Source organism: Hydrogenophaga bisanensis, from assembly GCF_042665135.1.
Classification (GTDB): domain Bacteria; phylum Pseudomonadota; class Gammaproteobacteria; order Burkholderiales; family Burkholderiaceae_C; genus Hydrogenophaga; species Hydrogenophaga bisanensis.
The window spans coordinates 313,438-327,456 of record NZ_JBHTBX010000003.1 but is presented as its reverse complement, the minus strand read 5'-3'; the positions used below and the strand labels follow the sequence as shown (position 1 = coordinate 327,456).

General features: G+C 64.0%; 20 protein-coding genes. 12 read left to right on the top strand and 8 right to left on the bottom strand.

Annotated features, from left to right (window positions below; translation table 11 throughout):
- Positions 1-102: 102 nt before the first annotated feature.
- The gene (locus ACFQNJ_RS06885; protein ID WP_382255319.1) at positions 103-885 is read left to right on the top strand and encodes a tRNA-uridine aminocarboxypropyltransferase; all 783 of its coding nucleotides are present in this window, start codon (positions 103-105) and stop codon (positions 883-885) included.
- On the opposite strand, the gene ACFQNJ_RS06880 is transcribed toward ACFQNJ_RS06885, so the two are convergent.
- Both ACFQNJ_RS06880 and ACFQNJ_RS06875 read right to left on the bottom strand, forming a co-directional pair.
- The gene (locus ACFQNJ_RS06880; RefSeq protein WP_382255316.1) at positions 858-1,175 is read right to left on the bottom strand and encodes a DUF2322 family protein; all 318 of its coding nucleotides are present in this window, start codon (positions 1,173-1,175) and stop codon (positions 858-860) included. The two genes, ACFQNJ_RS06885 and ACFQNJ_RS06880, sit on opposite strands and share 28 nt — an antisense overlap.
- Positions 1,176-1,195: 20 nt before the next feature.
- Positions 1,196-1,822, bottom strand: a complete 627-nt coding sequence (locus ACFQNJ_RS06875; RefSeq protein WP_382255314.1) for a hypothetical protein — start codon at positions 1,820-1,822, stop codon at positions 1,196-1,198.
- 67 nt (positions 1,823-1,889) lie between these two features.
- Here ACFQNJ_RS06875 and ACFQNJ_RS06870 point away from each other — a divergent pair, with 67 nt between their 5' ends.
- From ACFQNJ_RS06870 to ACFQNJ_RS06850, 5 genes are all read left to right on the top strand, one after another.
- Positions 1,890-2,816, top strand: a complete 927-nt coding sequence (locus ACFQNJ_RS06870; RefSeq protein ID WP_382255311.1) for a M14 family metallopeptidase — start codon at positions 1,890-1,892, stop codon at positions 2,814-2,816.
- Positions 2,817-2,964: 148 nt separating this feature from the next.
- Positions 2,965-3,447 carry a CZB domain-containing protein gene (locus ACFQNJ_RS06865; protein WP_382255308.1) on the top strand — a complete coding sequence of 161 codons (483 nt, stop codon included), beginning with the start codon at positions 2,965-2,967 and terminating at the stop codon, positions 3,445-3,447.
- A 98-nt stretch (positions 3,448-3,545) separates the two neighbouring features.
- Positions 3,546-4,766, top strand: coding sequence for a patatin-like phospholipase family protein (locus ACFQNJ_RS06860; protein ID WP_382255305.1), 1,221 nt, complete (start codon positions 3,546-3,548; stop codon positions 4,764-4,766).
- Between the two features lie 102 nt (positions 4,767-4,868).
- Positions 4,869-5,195: a BON domain-containing protein gene (locus tag ACFQNJ_RS06855; protein WP_374641290.1), complete on the top strand. Its 327-nt coding sequence runs from the start codon at positions 4,869-4,871 to the stop codon at positions 5,193-5,195.
- 125 nt (positions 5,196-5,320) lie between these two features.
- A complete protein-coding gene (locus ACFQNJ_RS06850; protein ID WP_382255302.1) occupies positions 5,321-5,704 on the top strand; it encodes a response regulator in 384 nt (127 codons plus the stop codon).
- Positions 5,705-5,710: 6 nt separating this feature from the next.
- Here the strand turns inward: ACFQNJ_RS06850 and ACFQNJ_RS06845 are convergent, their stop codons facing one another.
- Positions 5,711-6,346: a response regulator gene (locus tag ACFQNJ_RS06845; RefSeq protein WP_382255299.1), complete on the bottom strand. Its 636-nt coding sequence runs from the start codon at positions 6,344-6,346 to the stop codon at positions 5,711-5,713.
- 50 nt (positions 6,347-6,396) lie between these two features.
- Between ACFQNJ_RS06845 and ACFQNJ_RS06840 the strand changes: the two genes are divergently transcribed.
- From ACFQNJ_RS06840 to ACFQNJ_RS06820, 5 genes are all read left to right on the top strand, one after another.
- Positions 6,397-7,749 (top strand): CHASE3 domain-containing protein, encoded by a 1,353-nt coding sequence (locus tag ACFQNJ_RS06840; protein WP_382255296.1) that lies wholly within the window; start codon positions 6,397-6,399, stop codon positions 7,747-7,749.
- A gap of 104 nt (positions 7,750-7,853) precedes the next feature.
- A complete protein-coding gene (locus ACFQNJ_RS06835; protein WP_382255293.1) occupies positions 7,854-8,246 on the top strand; it encodes a hypothetical protein in 393 nt (130 codons plus the stop codon).
- A gap of 102 nt (positions 8,247-8,348) precedes the next feature.
- Positions 8,349-9,302: a chemotaxis protein gene (locus ACFQNJ_RS06830; RefSeq protein ID WP_382255290.1), complete on the top strand. Its 954-nt coding sequence runs from the start codon at positions 8,349-8,351 to the stop codon at positions 9,300-9,302.
- Between the two features lie 74 nt (positions 9,303-9,376).
- Positions 9,377-10,201: a glutathione-dependent disulfide-bond oxidoreductase gene (gene yghU, locus ACFQNJ_RS06825; RefSeq protein WP_382255288.1), complete on the top strand. Its 825-nt coding sequence runs from the start codon at positions 9,377-9,379 to the stop codon at positions 10,199-10,201.
- Between the two features lie 281 nt (positions 10,202-10,482).
- Complete coding sequence (locus ACFQNJ_RS06820; protein ID WP_382255285.1) at positions 10,483-11,322, top strand: alpha/beta hydrolase; 840 nt, start codon at positions 10,483-10,485, stop codon at positions 11,320-11,322.
- Positions 11,323-11,379: 57 nt separating this feature from the next.
- On the opposite strand, the gene ACFQNJ_RS06815 is transcribed toward ACFQNJ_RS06820, so the two are convergent.
- The 3 genes from ACFQNJ_RS06815 to ACFQNJ_RS06805 form a co-directional block, all read right to left on the bottom strand.
- The gene (locus ACFQNJ_RS06815; protein WP_382255282.1) at positions 11,380-11,736 is read right to left on the bottom strand and encodes a rhodanese-like domain-containing protein; all 357 of its coding nucleotides are present in this window, start codon (positions 11,734-11,736) and stop codon (positions 11,380-11,382) included.
- Positions 11,737-11,836: 100 nt separating this feature from the next.
- A complete protein-coding gene (locus tag ACFQNJ_RS06810) occupies positions 11,837-12,367 on the bottom strand; it encodes a YqhA family protein (RefSeq protein ID WP_382255279.1) in 531 nt (176 codons plus the stop codon).
- Positions 12,368-12,472: 105 nt separating this feature from the next.
- Positions 12,473-12,796, bottom strand: coding sequence for a hypothetical protein (locus ACFQNJ_RS06805; protein ID WP_374641312.1), 324 nt, complete (start codon positions 12,794-12,796; stop codon positions 12,473-12,475).
- 87 nt (positions 12,797-12,883) lie between these two features.
- Between ACFQNJ_RS06805 and ACFQNJ_RS06800 the strand changes: the two genes are divergently transcribed.
- On the top strand, positions 12,884-13,354 hold the full coding sequence (locus ACFQNJ_RS06800) for a tellurite resistance TerB family protein (RefSeq protein WP_382255276.1): 471 nt from the start codon (positions 12,884-12,886) through the stop codon (positions 13,352-13,354).
- An 84-nt stretch (positions 13,355-13,438) separates the two neighbouring features.
- Here ACFQNJ_RS06800 and ACFQNJ_RS06795 read toward each other — a convergent pair whose 3' ends face one another.
- Positions 13,439-13,612 (bottom strand): HepT-like ribonuclease domain-containing protein, encoded by a 174-nt coding sequence (locus ACFQNJ_RS06795; RefSeq protein WP_382255273.1) that lies wholly within the window; start codon positions 13,610-13,612, stop codon positions 13,439-13,441.
- Entirely contained in the window at positions 13,609-13,917 is a 309-nt protein-coding gene (locus ACFQNJ_RS06790) for a nucleotidyltransferase family protein (RefSeq protein WP_382255270.1), read from the bottom strand. The genes ACFQNJ_RS06795 and ACFQNJ_RS06790 overlap by 4 nt, the downstream gene beginning before the upstream one ends.
- Positions 13,918-14,019 lie beyond the last annotated feature (102 nt).

Here is a 14,019-nt window from a genome sequence, read left to right as displayed (position 1 = left end):
CCGTGGTGTCAGCCCCGGATTGTCCCGGGAACCAATCGGCCTGATGGCGGTGGGTCTATTGGCGGCGGGATGTGCCCGGGGCTGATCGCCTACAGTGCGTGCATGAAACCTGAGTCCGAAGGCCACGCCGTGGCCCGTTTGCGGGCCGAGCGACTGGCCGCCAGCACCAAACCTTTCGTCGCCCGCGGCGGCGCCGGCGGGCGCTGCCCTGACTGTCGTTTGCCCCATGCCTACTGTGTCTGCGATCTGCGCCCGTCCGTCGCCACACGCGCGGGCATGTGCCTGCTGATGGGGGACATTGAAGTCCTCAAACCCAGCAACACGGGTTGGCTGATTGCCGATCTGGTGTCGGACACCTGGGCGTTCGCCTGGGCCAGAACCCGGGTCGATCCTCGCCTGCTGGCCTTGCTGGAGGACCCGCAGTGGCAACCCTACGTGGTGTTTCCCGGCGAGTTTGTCGAAGCCTCCCGGGTGGTGGGTGAGGTTCTTTCGCCGTCGGCAGCTGAAGAAGGTTGCTCAAAGAGGCCCCTGTTCATACTCCTGGACGGTACCTGGACCGAGGCGCGCAAGATGTTCAACAAGAGCCCGTACCTCAGCCGGTTTCCGGTGCTCAGCCTGAACCCGGGCACGGTGTCCAACTACCGGCTGCGCCGTTCCACCCGCGACGACCACTTTTGCACCGCCGAGGTGGCGGCCCTGTGCCTGGCGCTGGCCGGCGAAACCCGGGCGGCAGAGGTGCTGGGCGCCTGGCTGGACGTGTTCAGTACGCAATACCTGCAGGCCAAACGCCACCTGCGCCCAGACCGCGAGACCGAGGCGCACCGGCGCCTGAGCGGGCTGTCCGATGCCCCAGCGGATCAGGCCACCACCGGCTTGGCGGTGTAAGCGACATCGGCCTTTGACCAGGCCATCAGGCGGTCGATGTTCGGGTGCTTGCCCGGGTTGGCCTGTGCGTCGGCGGTGTGCTCTTCGTACCATTGCAGTCCGATGGCCGCAGCTGCCGGGGTGATCTGGCCACCATGCTGTTGTGCCAGGGCGTGATAGACCGCCAGCGAGCCCGCCTGACCGGGACGGTTCTCGATGGTGGCGGTGATCTGGCCGTCCGGGGCGATCAGTTCCAGGGCCGCCAGGTGGCTGACCGGTGGCAGGGTCTTGAGGCGTTCGGCAAAGTTCATGGTCCCCGATGTTGCCAGATTCAGCCCACCACCTCGACCGCTTGCGCGTCGACGCTGATCTCGCTCTCGAACAACTCGATGGCCGTCGCGGCGACCTTGGCCGTGTCGTAGTAGGCGTAGGCCCCGACCCCCACGGCGCCGACGATGGGCAGCAGGCGCGCGGCACCCTTGCCCAGCATGCGCTGGCCCAGCTTGACGCCGATGCGCTGCATCAGCAGGCCGATCAGCCGGGGCGAGGCACGCCGCACCAGCGTGCGCTGCCCGACGCGCACGACCAGATCACGCACACCCTGTGCCGCCGTGTGCTGGAACAGGCAGTAGACCACCTGTTCGGGCGTCAGGGTGGATTGCTTGCCGTAGATGGCCGCGATGTCGGCCACCAGTTGCCGTTGCAGTCGCCACACCCCGACCATCTCGGGCAGGATCGTGAGCCATCCCGCCGGTCCTGGGGGCAAGGCCAGGGCACCGGCCGCGACCGCGGCTTTGGCGGCGGCGGCATTGGCTTTCTTCCTCGCGTCATCCAAGGGCGTTTCGCTGCGGGGCTCGCTCGACGATGGCACGTGGGCAAACAGGGGCAGGATGGCCTGCTCGAACGCAGATGCAGAGGCTTCTTGCGGTTTGGCCGGGCGGGCGCGGCGGGACGGCATGGTGGCTCTCCTGAAGGACCGGTCTTTTGATGATGCCACGGCCGGTGCCTGTTGATAATGGCAAGCCATGAATACGCCAACCCATCACTACCCCATCGGCCAGCCCGGTCTGGCCTGGGGCCCAGAGGAGATCAGCCAATGGCGAGCCCGTCAGCAGCGCCATCGCAGCTACGCCCAGGATGTGCTGGTGCCGCTGGAAGGCCTGCGCGACCGTGTTGATCTGCAGCCGTACGGGGAGGTGGTGTACGGCCAGGAGCGCTATCCGCTGGTCGCGGCGCGCAGTCGCGATTGGCAGGAAGGCCGGCCGGTGGTTCTGGTCACCGGTGGGGTGCACGGCTACGAAACCAGCGGTGTCCACGGCGCCTTGCGCCTGCTGGAGCGCCACGCCGCCGACCTGCAAGGACAGGTGAATCTGCTGGTGGCGCCCTGCGTGAGTCCTTGGGCCTACGAGCGCATCCACCGTTGGAACCATGACGCGGTGGATCCCAACCGGTCGTTTCGCGAGCCCAGCCCGTCGCAGGAAGCCGCCGCCCTGATGCGGTTGGTCCGTCCCTGGCTGGGTCAGTTCGCTGCACACATTGACCTGCACGAAACCACCGACACCGACGAAACCGAGTTCCGGCCAGCACTGGCAGCGCGTGACGGCAAGCCCTTTGAACCCGGCAGCATTCCGGACGGCTTCTATCTGGTGGACGACACCGAGAACCCGCAACCGGTATTCCAGCGCGCCATCATTGCCGCGGTCGAACGGGTGACCCACATTGCGCCTGCCAACGACAAGGGCGAGATCATCGGGTCGCCAGCCGTCGACCGTGGCGTGATCCGCTATCCGCTCAAGGCCCTGGGCCTTTGCGCTGGCATCACCGGCGCCCCACTGACCACCACCACCGAGGTCTATCCCGACAGCCCGCGCGTGACGGCGGAGCAATGCAACGAGGCGCAGGTGGTCGCGGTACTGGCCGCCGTGGCGTTTGTGCGCGCCCGTCACGCCTGAGTGTGGACGGCAGCCCACGCCACCTGCTTTCTGCGTCCGGTTTTTGATGACGGTCAATGGCCGCGTGTCCCAAGATGTGCATTTCGGCGCATTATGAAAATGTGGGCGTTCAAGGTGTCTTCGCCCTGCTTCAGAAGGAGACGTGTCGATGGGTTTTTTCAGTCGTTGGTTCAAGCGGGACGAAGACTTCACTGTCAGTGAGCTGATGGCGCCGGACGATGCCGGCGATCAGCCCGTTCTTGACACCAGAACCAAGTCGGCCGTGATGGCCGAACTGGACATCCATCAGGCGATTGCTGCCCATGAGCGGTGGAAGCTGCTCCTGGAGCAGGTGCTTGATGGCACTTCGTGTGAGAACCTCGATCCTGAACTGGTCTGTCTGGACGATCGCTGCGACCTGGGCAAGTGGCTGCACGGACCCGGTCGGGATCGGTTGGGCAAGTACCCAGCATTCACCCTGCTGGTGTCCAAGCACAAGTACTTTCACCACCAGGCGGCGCAAGTGCTGCGGGAGGCGCAGGCCGGTCGCAGGGAGGAAGCTGACCGCCTGCTTCGCACGTCCTTCCAGCACGGCTCCAATCAGGTCCTGCTGTTACTCAAGGAATTGCGACGGGGCTTGGGGCTGCGCTGACCATCCTGGCGCCGCAGTCGCTGCGGCCTTGGGAATTGGCGGGCTTCCCCGGTGTTGTACCGGGGTTTGGCGGCACCTAGCTGCCCTAATATCGCCCCATGAAAGAGCGGGTTGGTCTCGTCTTGAGTGGTGGTGGTGCGCGTGCGGCCTACCAGGTGGGTGTGCTCGCCGCCATTGCCGATCTCGCCCGCCAGCATGGTCAGGGCGCCGGAAATCCTTTTCCGATCGTCTGTGGCACATCGGCGGGTGCCATCAATGCCGCAGTGCTGGCCAGTGGTGCCCATGATTTCGCCGCACGCATCGACCGGCTGGTTCAGGTGTGGGCCAACTTCCATGTGCAGCAGGTCTATCGCGCCGAGGTGTCCGACATGATTGTCTCCGGTGCGCGCTGGATGTCGATGCTGAGTATCGGCTGGATGGTGGCCACCAAACGACTGCGGCCGAGATCGCTGCTGAACAATGAACCGCTCAGGGAACTGCTGGAGCAGGAGATCGACTGGTCGCAGGTGGAGCGCAATCTGGCCGAGGGTCATCTGCACGCGCTGGCGGTCACGGCTTCCAATTACGCCAGCGGTGAGCACGTCACCTTCTACCGCAGCGCCCATGTCATCCAGCCCTGGGTGCGCAATCAGCGGATGGCCCTGAGCTGTCCGCTCACCGTGGACCACCTGCTGGCCAGTTCGGCGATTCCGTTCGTGTTTCCGGCTACTTCGCTGGCGGGGCCGAATGGCCGGGCCTATTTTGGTGACGGATCCATGCGTCAGACAGCGCCGATTTCACCGGCCATTCATCTGGGCGCGGACAAGGTGCTGGTCATCGGTGCCGGGCGCATGGCCGAGCCACCTGCGGCCCGCCATGACAGCACGGACTACCCCACGCTCGGGCAGATCGCGGGTCACGCCCTGTCCAGCATCTTTCTGGATACTTTGGCGGTGGATGTCGAAAGGCTGCGGCGCATCAACCACACCCTCTCGCTCATCAACCCGGAGCAGCGGCAAAAGAGCGCGTTGCGTCCTGTCGAGTTGTTGCTGGTGGCGCCTTCCCGACGGCTGGACGAACTGGCCTCCAGGCACGCGGCAGCCCTGCCACGGACTGTGCGGCGCCTGTTGCAGATGCTCGGTGGCAACGGCAAGGGAAGAGTGCCATCCGGGCAGGGGCGCATCCGCCAGGACAGCGCCTTGCTGAGCTACCTGCTGTTCGAGGCCGACTTCACCCGGGAGCTGATCGAACTGGGGCGAAGCGATGCCATGGCGCAGCGCGCCGAGATCCTGACGTTCTTCGGATGGACTGCGCCGGCCGGTCTTGTCAGCCGTGTCTGACAAGACGATGGGGCCGTGGCTGATGGGATGACGCACATCTGACTCCTAAAGTGAAGGTACTGCCCTGTCGGGCGAATCCTTTCTTTCACTCAGGAGATCACGATGATGAATCCCGCCTTTTCCCGATTCCTGCTCGCTGCCGCCCTGGCCACGGGCGCTGTGTTGGCCACCACCGGCTGCGCCGTGGTGCGCGACCAGCAGAGTGTCGGTTCCTACATCGATGACGCCACGATCACCACCCGCGTCAAGGCCAAGTTTGCCGAGGATCGCGCGGTCAGCGCCCTGGCCATCAAGGTCGAATCGCTCAATGGCGTGGTGCAGCTGGCCGGCTTTGCCAAGACCCCTGACGAGCGCGTGCTGGCCGAACAGCTGGCACGCGGCACACCGGGTGTCAAGGATGTGCGCAACGACATCATTGTCCAGAACTGATGGCGTGAACGCATTGCAGATGTCGGACATGTCCTACAACCTCCATCAGCTGCAGACACTAGAATGAATCCGATCCTGAGACCACCGCGGGCGACGGGCGTTCAGGGTCTGCAGGCCACGTTTCCATGTCCAGACTGAAGACCTTTCTTGTGGAAGACAGCCCGGTTATCCGGTCCAATCTGGCCGCTGCGCTGGAGGACCTGGCGCCGGTGGACATCGTCGGGCATGCCGCCAGCGCCGATGACGCGATTCTGCAACTGGAGACGCTGATCGAACAGGACGGCTTTGACCTGGTGATCATCGACATCTTTCTCAAGGGTGGCTCCGGTCTGGATGTGCTGAGCCGGCTGTCCAAGCTGCGTGCACCGGCCCGACCGGTGGTGCTGACCAACTACGCCACCCCGGAGATTCGCGCCGAATGCCTGCATCTCGGGGCCGACAAGGTGTTTGACAAGTCCCGGGACATCGACGCACTGGTGGGCTACTGCAACGAGGTGGCAGCCGGCTGACACACGCTACTGGATCAGTCCGTTCTTGAGCGCGTAGTAGGTCAGGTCGCTGTTGGTGCTCAGGGAGAGTTTCTCCAGCACACGCGAGCGGTAGGTGCTGACGGTCTTGACGCTGAGGAACATCTGTTCGGCAATGTGGCCCACGGTCTCGCCCTGGGCCAGCCGCAGGAAGACCTGCAGCTCGCGCTCGCTCAGTGCCTCGTGGGGTGGCCTGTCGCCGCTGCCCCCCAGCATGCCGTCGGCCAGCAGCTCGGCCACCTGGGGGGTGATGTAGCGCCTGCCCAGCGCCACCGTCCGGATGGCCTTGGCGATCTCTTCCGGATCGCATTCCTTGTTGAGGTAGCCACTGGCACCCTGGCGTAGCAAGGTGGTGGCGTAGTGCGCTTCCGGAAAACCGCTGAGGATCAGGATGGCCAGGTCCGGGCAGCGCGTGCGGATCGCCGCCAGCGCATCGATGCCGCTCTGGTCAGGCATCGACAGGTCCAGCACCAGCACATCCAGCTCACCGCCACGGGCCATCTCCAGCGCATCCTTGCCACTGGCCCCTTCGGCCACCACGCGAAAGTCCACCTGATCGGAAAGAAACTGGCTCAGGCCGGTGCGGACAATGGCGTGATCGTCGACGATTCCCACACGGATCATGGTGCTGTGTCTGGGGTGAACAGGGGATCGATTCAGTATAAGGTGGCCACATGAACATGAGCTTGAATCAGGTGGGTCGATGGGTGTCCAGCCGTTACATCGGGCCGGTGGCCATGTCGCTGGCGTTGATGGTGCTGGTGGTCAGCGAGCTTGGCTTCTACCGGCTGATGGCTATCGGTGACGACCGCGAGGCCAGCGTCGACTTGCAGATGACCGTGGGCGGCATGAGAAGCGCCTTGCTGGCCATGGAGAGCGCCGAGCGCGGCTACATGCTGACGGGCCGCCTGGACTACCTTCAGCCGTACCGCGACCAGGAGCGGTCGCTGATCGAGATGATCCAGCTGGCCGAGGCCGCCACGGTGCAGAACCCGTTGCACCGGGACGCCCTGCTTGAGCTGGTGGAGCTTGCGCGGCGCAAGTATTCTGAGATGCAGACCGTCCTGGAGCTGTACGACCGAGGTGACCGTGAGGCTGCCATCGATCTGACCCTGACCGACATGGGACGCGAGCTGATGGATCAGGTCGGGGAGGTGAGTGATCGCATCATCCGGCAGGAGACCGCCCACTACACCAGCACCAGCTACCAGCGCGACCAGGTCCTGCGCTGGAGCCGCGCCGGCATCTGGGTGCTGGTGATCCTGTGCCTTGGCGGAGCGGTGGCCCTGATGCGTCTGGGCCGCCACCTGGAGCAGCAGCGGCGCGTGTACATGCTGCAGCTGCACGCCGAGCGAGACCGGCTGGACGAAGAAGTGGTCCGGCGCACGGAGGAGGTGATCGAGCTGGCGCGTCACATGGAGCGGGTGAGAGAGGATGAGCGTGCCCGGCTGGCGCGCGAACTGCACGATGAGCTGGGAGGACTCCTGACCGCGGCCAAGCTGGACCTGGCCCGCATCCGCAAGCGCATCCGTGACGAGACCGGAGAAAAGCAGAGACTGGTGGAACACCTGGGGCAGAGCCTGGATGCCGGCATTGCCCTCAAGCGCCGCATCATCGAGGACCTGCGCCCCTCATCGCTGTCGAACCTGGGGCTGCGCCACACCTTGCAGATCCAGTGCAAGGAATTTGCGCAGCGCTCCGAACTGCCGGTGGACGTGCAGGTGGACGAGGTCACCTTGTCCCCGGAGCGCGCTCTGGCGGTGTACCGCCTGGTGCAGGAAGCACTGACCAACATCGCCAAGTACGCGAATGCCCATCGGGTGACGGTGTCCCTGCGGCGTGACCGGGATCACGTGCAGGTCACGGTCCAGGACGATGGGCAGGGCTTCGACCCCGCTGCCGTCAAACCGTCGGGCAGTCACGGATTGCAGGGCATGCGGTTTCGCATCCGCTCGTGCGGGGGCGACGTCACCATCCGGTCGGCGCCGGAAGAGGGTACCACCGTTGAAGCCCGGTTGCCCCTGTAGCTGTCGGCGCTGTCCTACATGCGCTGCCGGCATCGTCGGACGGGTCAGAGTCACTGCAATGCCTACCATGACGCCTTGTCATGACATACGCAAGGAGATCTGCGATGAACACACTGCAACGGATGGGTCTGTCCCTGGTCCTCTCGTTTCCGCTGGCGCCTGCGCTGGCGGCTGGCGATCGGGCCGTGGTGGACGCCCAGTACCAGACGGACCGGCAGGCCTGCATGGTGCTGTCCGATCCCGACGCGCGCAAGGACTGCTTGCGAGACGCGGGCGCGGCGCGTCAGGAAGCCCTGCGCGGGACCCATGACCCCGCCGTGGACGCCGCGCAGCTGGAGCGCAATGCCATCGCCCGCTGCGAGGTGCACAAGGACAAGATCGACCGCGCGCTGTGCGTGCAGATGGCCTTGGGCGAAGGCAAGGTCAGCGGCAGTGTCGAAGGCGGCGGCGTCATCCGTCAGATCGAGGTGGAGATCGATACCGACGCGCCACGGTGACGGCCATCCCGCCAACAGCGCCGCAAATCCCTCGCTCATCCGCCCTTTGACCGGTGGCCCAGGCTTCTATCCTGCGGGTATCCCTCCACAGGAGCATCTGCCATGTCCACCGCGTTGAACGACGTCCACGAACGCACCAACCTCACGGCCAACAACAAGTTCGAGCTGATGCTGTTCCGCCTGGGCGAGGCGCCCGGCACCGACCGGCGCGAACTGTTCGGCATCAACGTGTTCAAGGTGCGCGAGATCATGGTCATGCCCACCATCACCGCCATGGTCAACGCGCCACAGCATGTGCTGGGCGTGGCCAACATCCGCGGGCAGATCATTCCGGTGATCGACCTGCCGGCCATCGTGGGCTGCACGCCCAAGCGCGGCCTGACCATCCTGATGGTGACGGAGTACGCCCGCACCACCCAGGCCTTTGCGGTGGAAGAGGTCGACGAGATCGTGCGGCTGGACTGGAGCAGCGTGCTGGCCGCCGACGGCAACGGTGGCGACCTGGTCACCAGCATCGCCAAGCTGGACGGTGAAAAAGACGGCACCCGGTTGGTGCAGGTGCTGGACGTCGAGCAGATCCTGCGCAACGTCATGCCAGCCGCGCAGGAAGAGATCACGCCCCAGTCGGTGGGCGATGCGGTGGTGTTGCCCAAGGGCACCATCGTTCTGGCGGCCGATGATTCGCCGGTGGCACGCATGATGATCGAACAGGGCTTGGGCGCCATGGGCGCCGCCTACGAAATGACCAAGACCGGCCAGGAAGCCTGGGACCGCCTGCAAGCCATCGACACCGCTGCCCGGACCGAAGGATTGACGGTGCAGGACAAGGTGGCGCTGGTGCTGACCGACCTGGAAATGCCGGTGATGGACGGCTTCACGCTCACGCGCAACATCAAGAGCGACCAGCGCTTCAAGTCGATTCCGGTCGTCATCCACTCGTCACTGACCGGCACCGCCAACGAGGCGCATGTCAGCTCGGTGGGTGCCGACGCCTACGTGGCCAAGTTCGTGGCTTCGGAGCTGGCCACCACCATTCGCCAGGTGCTCAAGCGCTGACCTCGGGCCGCTCTGCGGCACAGGGTGTTTGACAGCCTCCGGCAAAGTTCCGGCGGCTGGCATACCATGTGCCCATGAGCGACCAAACCCCTTACACCCCTCCTGCCGTCTGGACCTGGGACAAGGCCAGTGGCGGCAAGTTTGCCAACATCAACCGCCCCATTGCCGGCCCCACGCATGAGAAGGCGTTGCCGGTGGGCAAGCACCCACTGCAGCTGTACTCGCTGGCCACGCCCAACGGCGTGAAGGTGACGGTGATGCTGGAAGAGCTGCTGGCCCTGGGCCACACCGGCGCCGAGTACGACGCCTGGCTCATCCGCATCAACGAGGGCGACCAGTTCTCCAGCGGCTTCGTGGACGTCAACCCCAACTCCAAGATCCCGGCCCTGCTGGACCGCAGCACCGAAACGCCCACCCGCGTGTTCGAGTCCGGTTCCATCCTGCTGTACCTGGCCGAAAAATTCGGTGCCTTCCTGCCCAAGGCCCACGGCCCGCGCACCGAGGCGCTGAACTGGCTGTTCTGGCAGATGGGTTCGGCGCCTTACCTGGGTGGCGGTTTCGGCCACTTCTACGCTTACGCGCCCGAGAAGTTCGAATACCCCATCAACCGCTTCGCCATGGAGGTCAAGCGGCAGATGGACGTGCTCGACCGTCACCTGGCCACGCGGCCCTACATGGCCGGCGACGAATACAGCATCGCCGACATCGCCATCTACCCCTGGTACGGCGGGCTGGCCGAAGGCAAGCTCTACAACGCGGCCGAATTCCTGTCGGTGCACGAGTACACCCACGTGCGCCGCTGGGCCGATGCCATTGCCGCCCGCCCGGCGGTCGAGCGCGGACGCCGCATCAACCGCGTGTGGGGCGACGAGGCCGAGCAGGTGCCTGAGCGGCACTGATAGCACCAGCGCAGCAGACCACCACCGGGGCCGATGGCAGGATTTGCTTCAGGCGGCTGCCCTGGCCTTGCAAGGGGATGTTGAAGGACCCAGGTGTAGTGCCTCTGGCGGCGCCTCAACGATCCTGAATTGGTGGTGACGCGATGATTGCAGGCGTGTTGATCGGATGTTGAGGATCCGTTAATCTCTTCGCTCCCATCTGCTGTTCGGGCCAAAACTGCGGATCGGATTACTGATGCAGAGAGTGTTCTGGATCGGTCGTGGAAGGAGGAGGTATTGGGATGAAGCTACCCCGTGGATTGAGCCGGTTGGTGACAAGGTCGCTGAGGCTGGGCTTGGTTGCTCTCTGGGTCTCATCTGCCTGGTCGCAGACCAGCCAGGTGCACGACATACCCAGCCGCGATGGCGTGACGCAGCGCGTGCTCTGGGTAAAGGCAACTGATCCCAAGGGGATCATGGTGGTGATGCCTGGCGGTCACGGTGGCATGCAGATTTCCAATCAGGGAAACCTGCAGTGGGGTGAGACCATCTTCTTTGTGCGCAATCGAGAGGAACTGGCCCGCCAGGGGGTGCACGTTCTGGTCGTCGATGCGCCGTCTGACAAGCAAAGACCGCCGTATCTCAACGGCCACCGGCAACGGCCTGATCATGTGGCCGATCTAAAGGCTGTTGTCCAGTGGGCTCGCCAACAGACAGATCTGCCGGTCTGGCTGGTCGGTTTCAGCAGGGGCACGCATTCGGCCGCTTACTATGCGCTGCAGACAGGCGATAGCGAAGACGCTCCGGATGCTGTGGTGCTGGCTGCGTCGATCCTGTCAGACAAGCCGCCCACACGCACCGTCCCCGACAAACCGCTGGAGCGGATCAAGGTTCCTTTGCTGTGGGTACATCACGAACAGGACAGTTGTCAGTTTTGCCCCTTTGCCATGCTCAAACCAGCGATGGATAAGGCAACAAATGTTCCGGTACAGGCACTGCTGTCGTACACCGGGGGTACCGATCACAGCGACACCTGCGGTCCACTTGGCCATCATGGATTTCGACAATTGGAAAGCCAAGTGGAGAAGGACACCATCACCTGGTTGCTGGCCAACGCCCCCAAACGTCAAAAGGGTTCGTAAGCCTTGGCGAGCAATCATGACGTTTCGGGGATAGCCGGCCGAAATGTGGCAGGTAGGTCAGCGCAGCAGGTTGGTCCACTTGCCGATGTTGAACACCTGGGCGTAGCCGTTCTTTTTCAGCATCAGCCGGGCCATGCCGCTGCGCGTACCGCTGGCGCAGCAGACCACCACCGGTGCCGTTGGCGGAATTTCCTTCAGGCGGCTGCCCAGGTCGTTCAGGGGAATGTTGACTGACCCGGGCGCGTTGCCGGCGGCAAATTCCTCGGGCGAGCGCACATCCACCAGCGTGGCGCCGCTGGCCTTGAGTTGCGGCAGCATGGCCACCACACGCCGCGCGTTCCACCACTTGTAGCCAAACCACAGGGCCAGCAGCAGGATGGGCCAGTATTGCTGGAAGAAGGCGGATGCGTTCATGGGGGTGTGTAGTGACGTGGGGACACAGATCGGCGGGTGCCAGACTGCCAATATACACCAGGGAGTATTATTGATGTGCCGCATGGGGCGGCACAGGGGGTCAGTGCTCTTCGTGCGGCTTCTCGCGCGTCAGCCGCTCTGAAAACGAGATGCCGATGGCTGACAGCACAAACAGGAAGTGGATGACGGCAATGTAGGTCACCACCTGCACGCTCTCCAGCGTCAGGTCGCCGCTGAGGTAGGTCTTGAGCGCGTGCACGCCCGAGATGGAGATGATGGCAAACGCCAGCTTGAGCTTGAGGTTGTAGGTGTTGACGTGGTCCAGCCAGTCGGGCTTCTTGATGTCGCTCTTGTCAAAGTGCCCAGTCGTCACGAACAGCGAGACCCCGGCCAGCGCCACCACCCACACCAGCTGGGCCACCATGGTCATGTCGACCAGCTCCAGCACCTTGATGATCAGGTCGATCTTGGACAGGTCCTCAAACAGCAGGGTGTTCATCAGCTTCCAGGTCTCCAGCAGGAACTTGCCCAGAATGCCCACGATGATGGCCACCAGCCCCACATAGAAGAACAGCATGGTGAACCGCATGCGGTACAGCAGGGAGCCGAAGCCCGACAGAATCTTTTCCATGGAACGCCTTGAAGAGTGCAAATGCCGGGTCAATGCCCAGCCCAGGTTGAGCAGGCTGGATGATATTGACCGCTGATTGGCCTTGCGCCTGTCAGGGATTGGTATTCAGGCCTGCCACACCCCGAACCCGGCCGACCGCAGGTCAATGCCGATTTCCACCTCCCGCTCGGCGGCTTCGTCGTAGCTCATGGGGTTGAAGCCCTCGTACAGATCGGGCAGCAGGCGCAGGCCGTACTTCGTCACGAAGGCGTTGGCCTGGATGCCGGCCTTGTGCTTGTCAAACCGCACATCCGGGTCCAGCCCGGTCATGCCCACATAGACGCAGGGCTTGCCATCCACATAGCCCGGGTTGCAGCGCCGAAAACGCGGCTCCTGCAGCACGTCGGGGTGCAGCTCGATCACGTAGACATGGTGGCGCGGGCGGGGCATGGGCGGATTCTGACCGAAGGCCGCCCGCGGAACCCTAGCCGCCCGCGCGTATCCCACCCCCACCGCTGTTCAAGAAAGACCCTGTCCATGCTGCAACCCCTGAAGCACCTGCTCACCACCTTTCTGGCCCTGGAGCCGGCAAAGTCCGCTGCCGACGCCGCGCAGGCCTTGCATCTGGCCACCGCCGTGCTGCTGGTGGAGGTGATGCGGGCCGACCGCGAGCATTCGGCCGAAGAGCACCAGGCCGTGATCAAGGCCCTGGGCGAACGGTTTGCCCTCCCACCCGACGCCATGGACGACCTGATCGCCCTGGCGCAAGACACCGCCCGCACCGCCAACGACTTTCATGCCTTCACCAGCCAGGTCAACGAGCGCTTCACGCATCCGCAGAAGATCGAACTGGTGGAGTCGCTGTGGCACGTGGCCTATGCCGACGCCCACCTGGACGCGCACGAGAACCACGTCATCAGCAAGGTGGCCGGCCTGCTGCACGTGACGCATGGTGAGTACATCGCTGCCAAGATGCGGGCGAAGGCGGCTGCGCTGCCGTCGGTCTGATACCGATCCCCTGGGCAACGCTGGCATTCTCGAAATAGTCGTGGGTCTTCGGCTGTCATACGAACGTTTATCCCGGAGGACTTCTCAGTCTTCCAGTTCGTCCAGCAGCGCTTTTACCGCAGTCAGCAGCCCCGGCAGCGCGTTTTGCACAATGTTCCAGACCGTTCCTGGATTGACCGTCGCATAACCGTGGATGAGCTGGTGCCTAAGTAGCTCGCGCAGCTTCTTGCACGTCCTACAGAAACGCGCGCGGGTCACGCTGCATACACGGGCTCGCGGTGACGGTTGATGTTGGCCAACACGTAGGGGTTGCGAACTGCGCCCGGCTCGACAAGGTCCACACCCCGGCCCAGCAACTGCTCCAGCTCGGCCTTGGCGCCGAAGATGCTGTGCAAGTCCGGTTGCACGTCTGGCGCAAACTCGACCAGAAAGTCTGCGTCGCTGGTTTCGGGCACAAAGTCATCCCCGCGTGCCGCCGAACCGAACACCTCCAGCCGGCGAATGCGGTAGCGCTGGCAAATGTCGGAGATTCCGTCGATGTGACGGGCAATGGCGGGATGCATCCCGGAAGTGTACCGATCAGGGCAGTTACTTGCCAGAATGCGAGTGAACCCGCGAAGAGCCTGTTTCATCCCCCAAATATTCCAAAAAGTAACAAAGCCAGT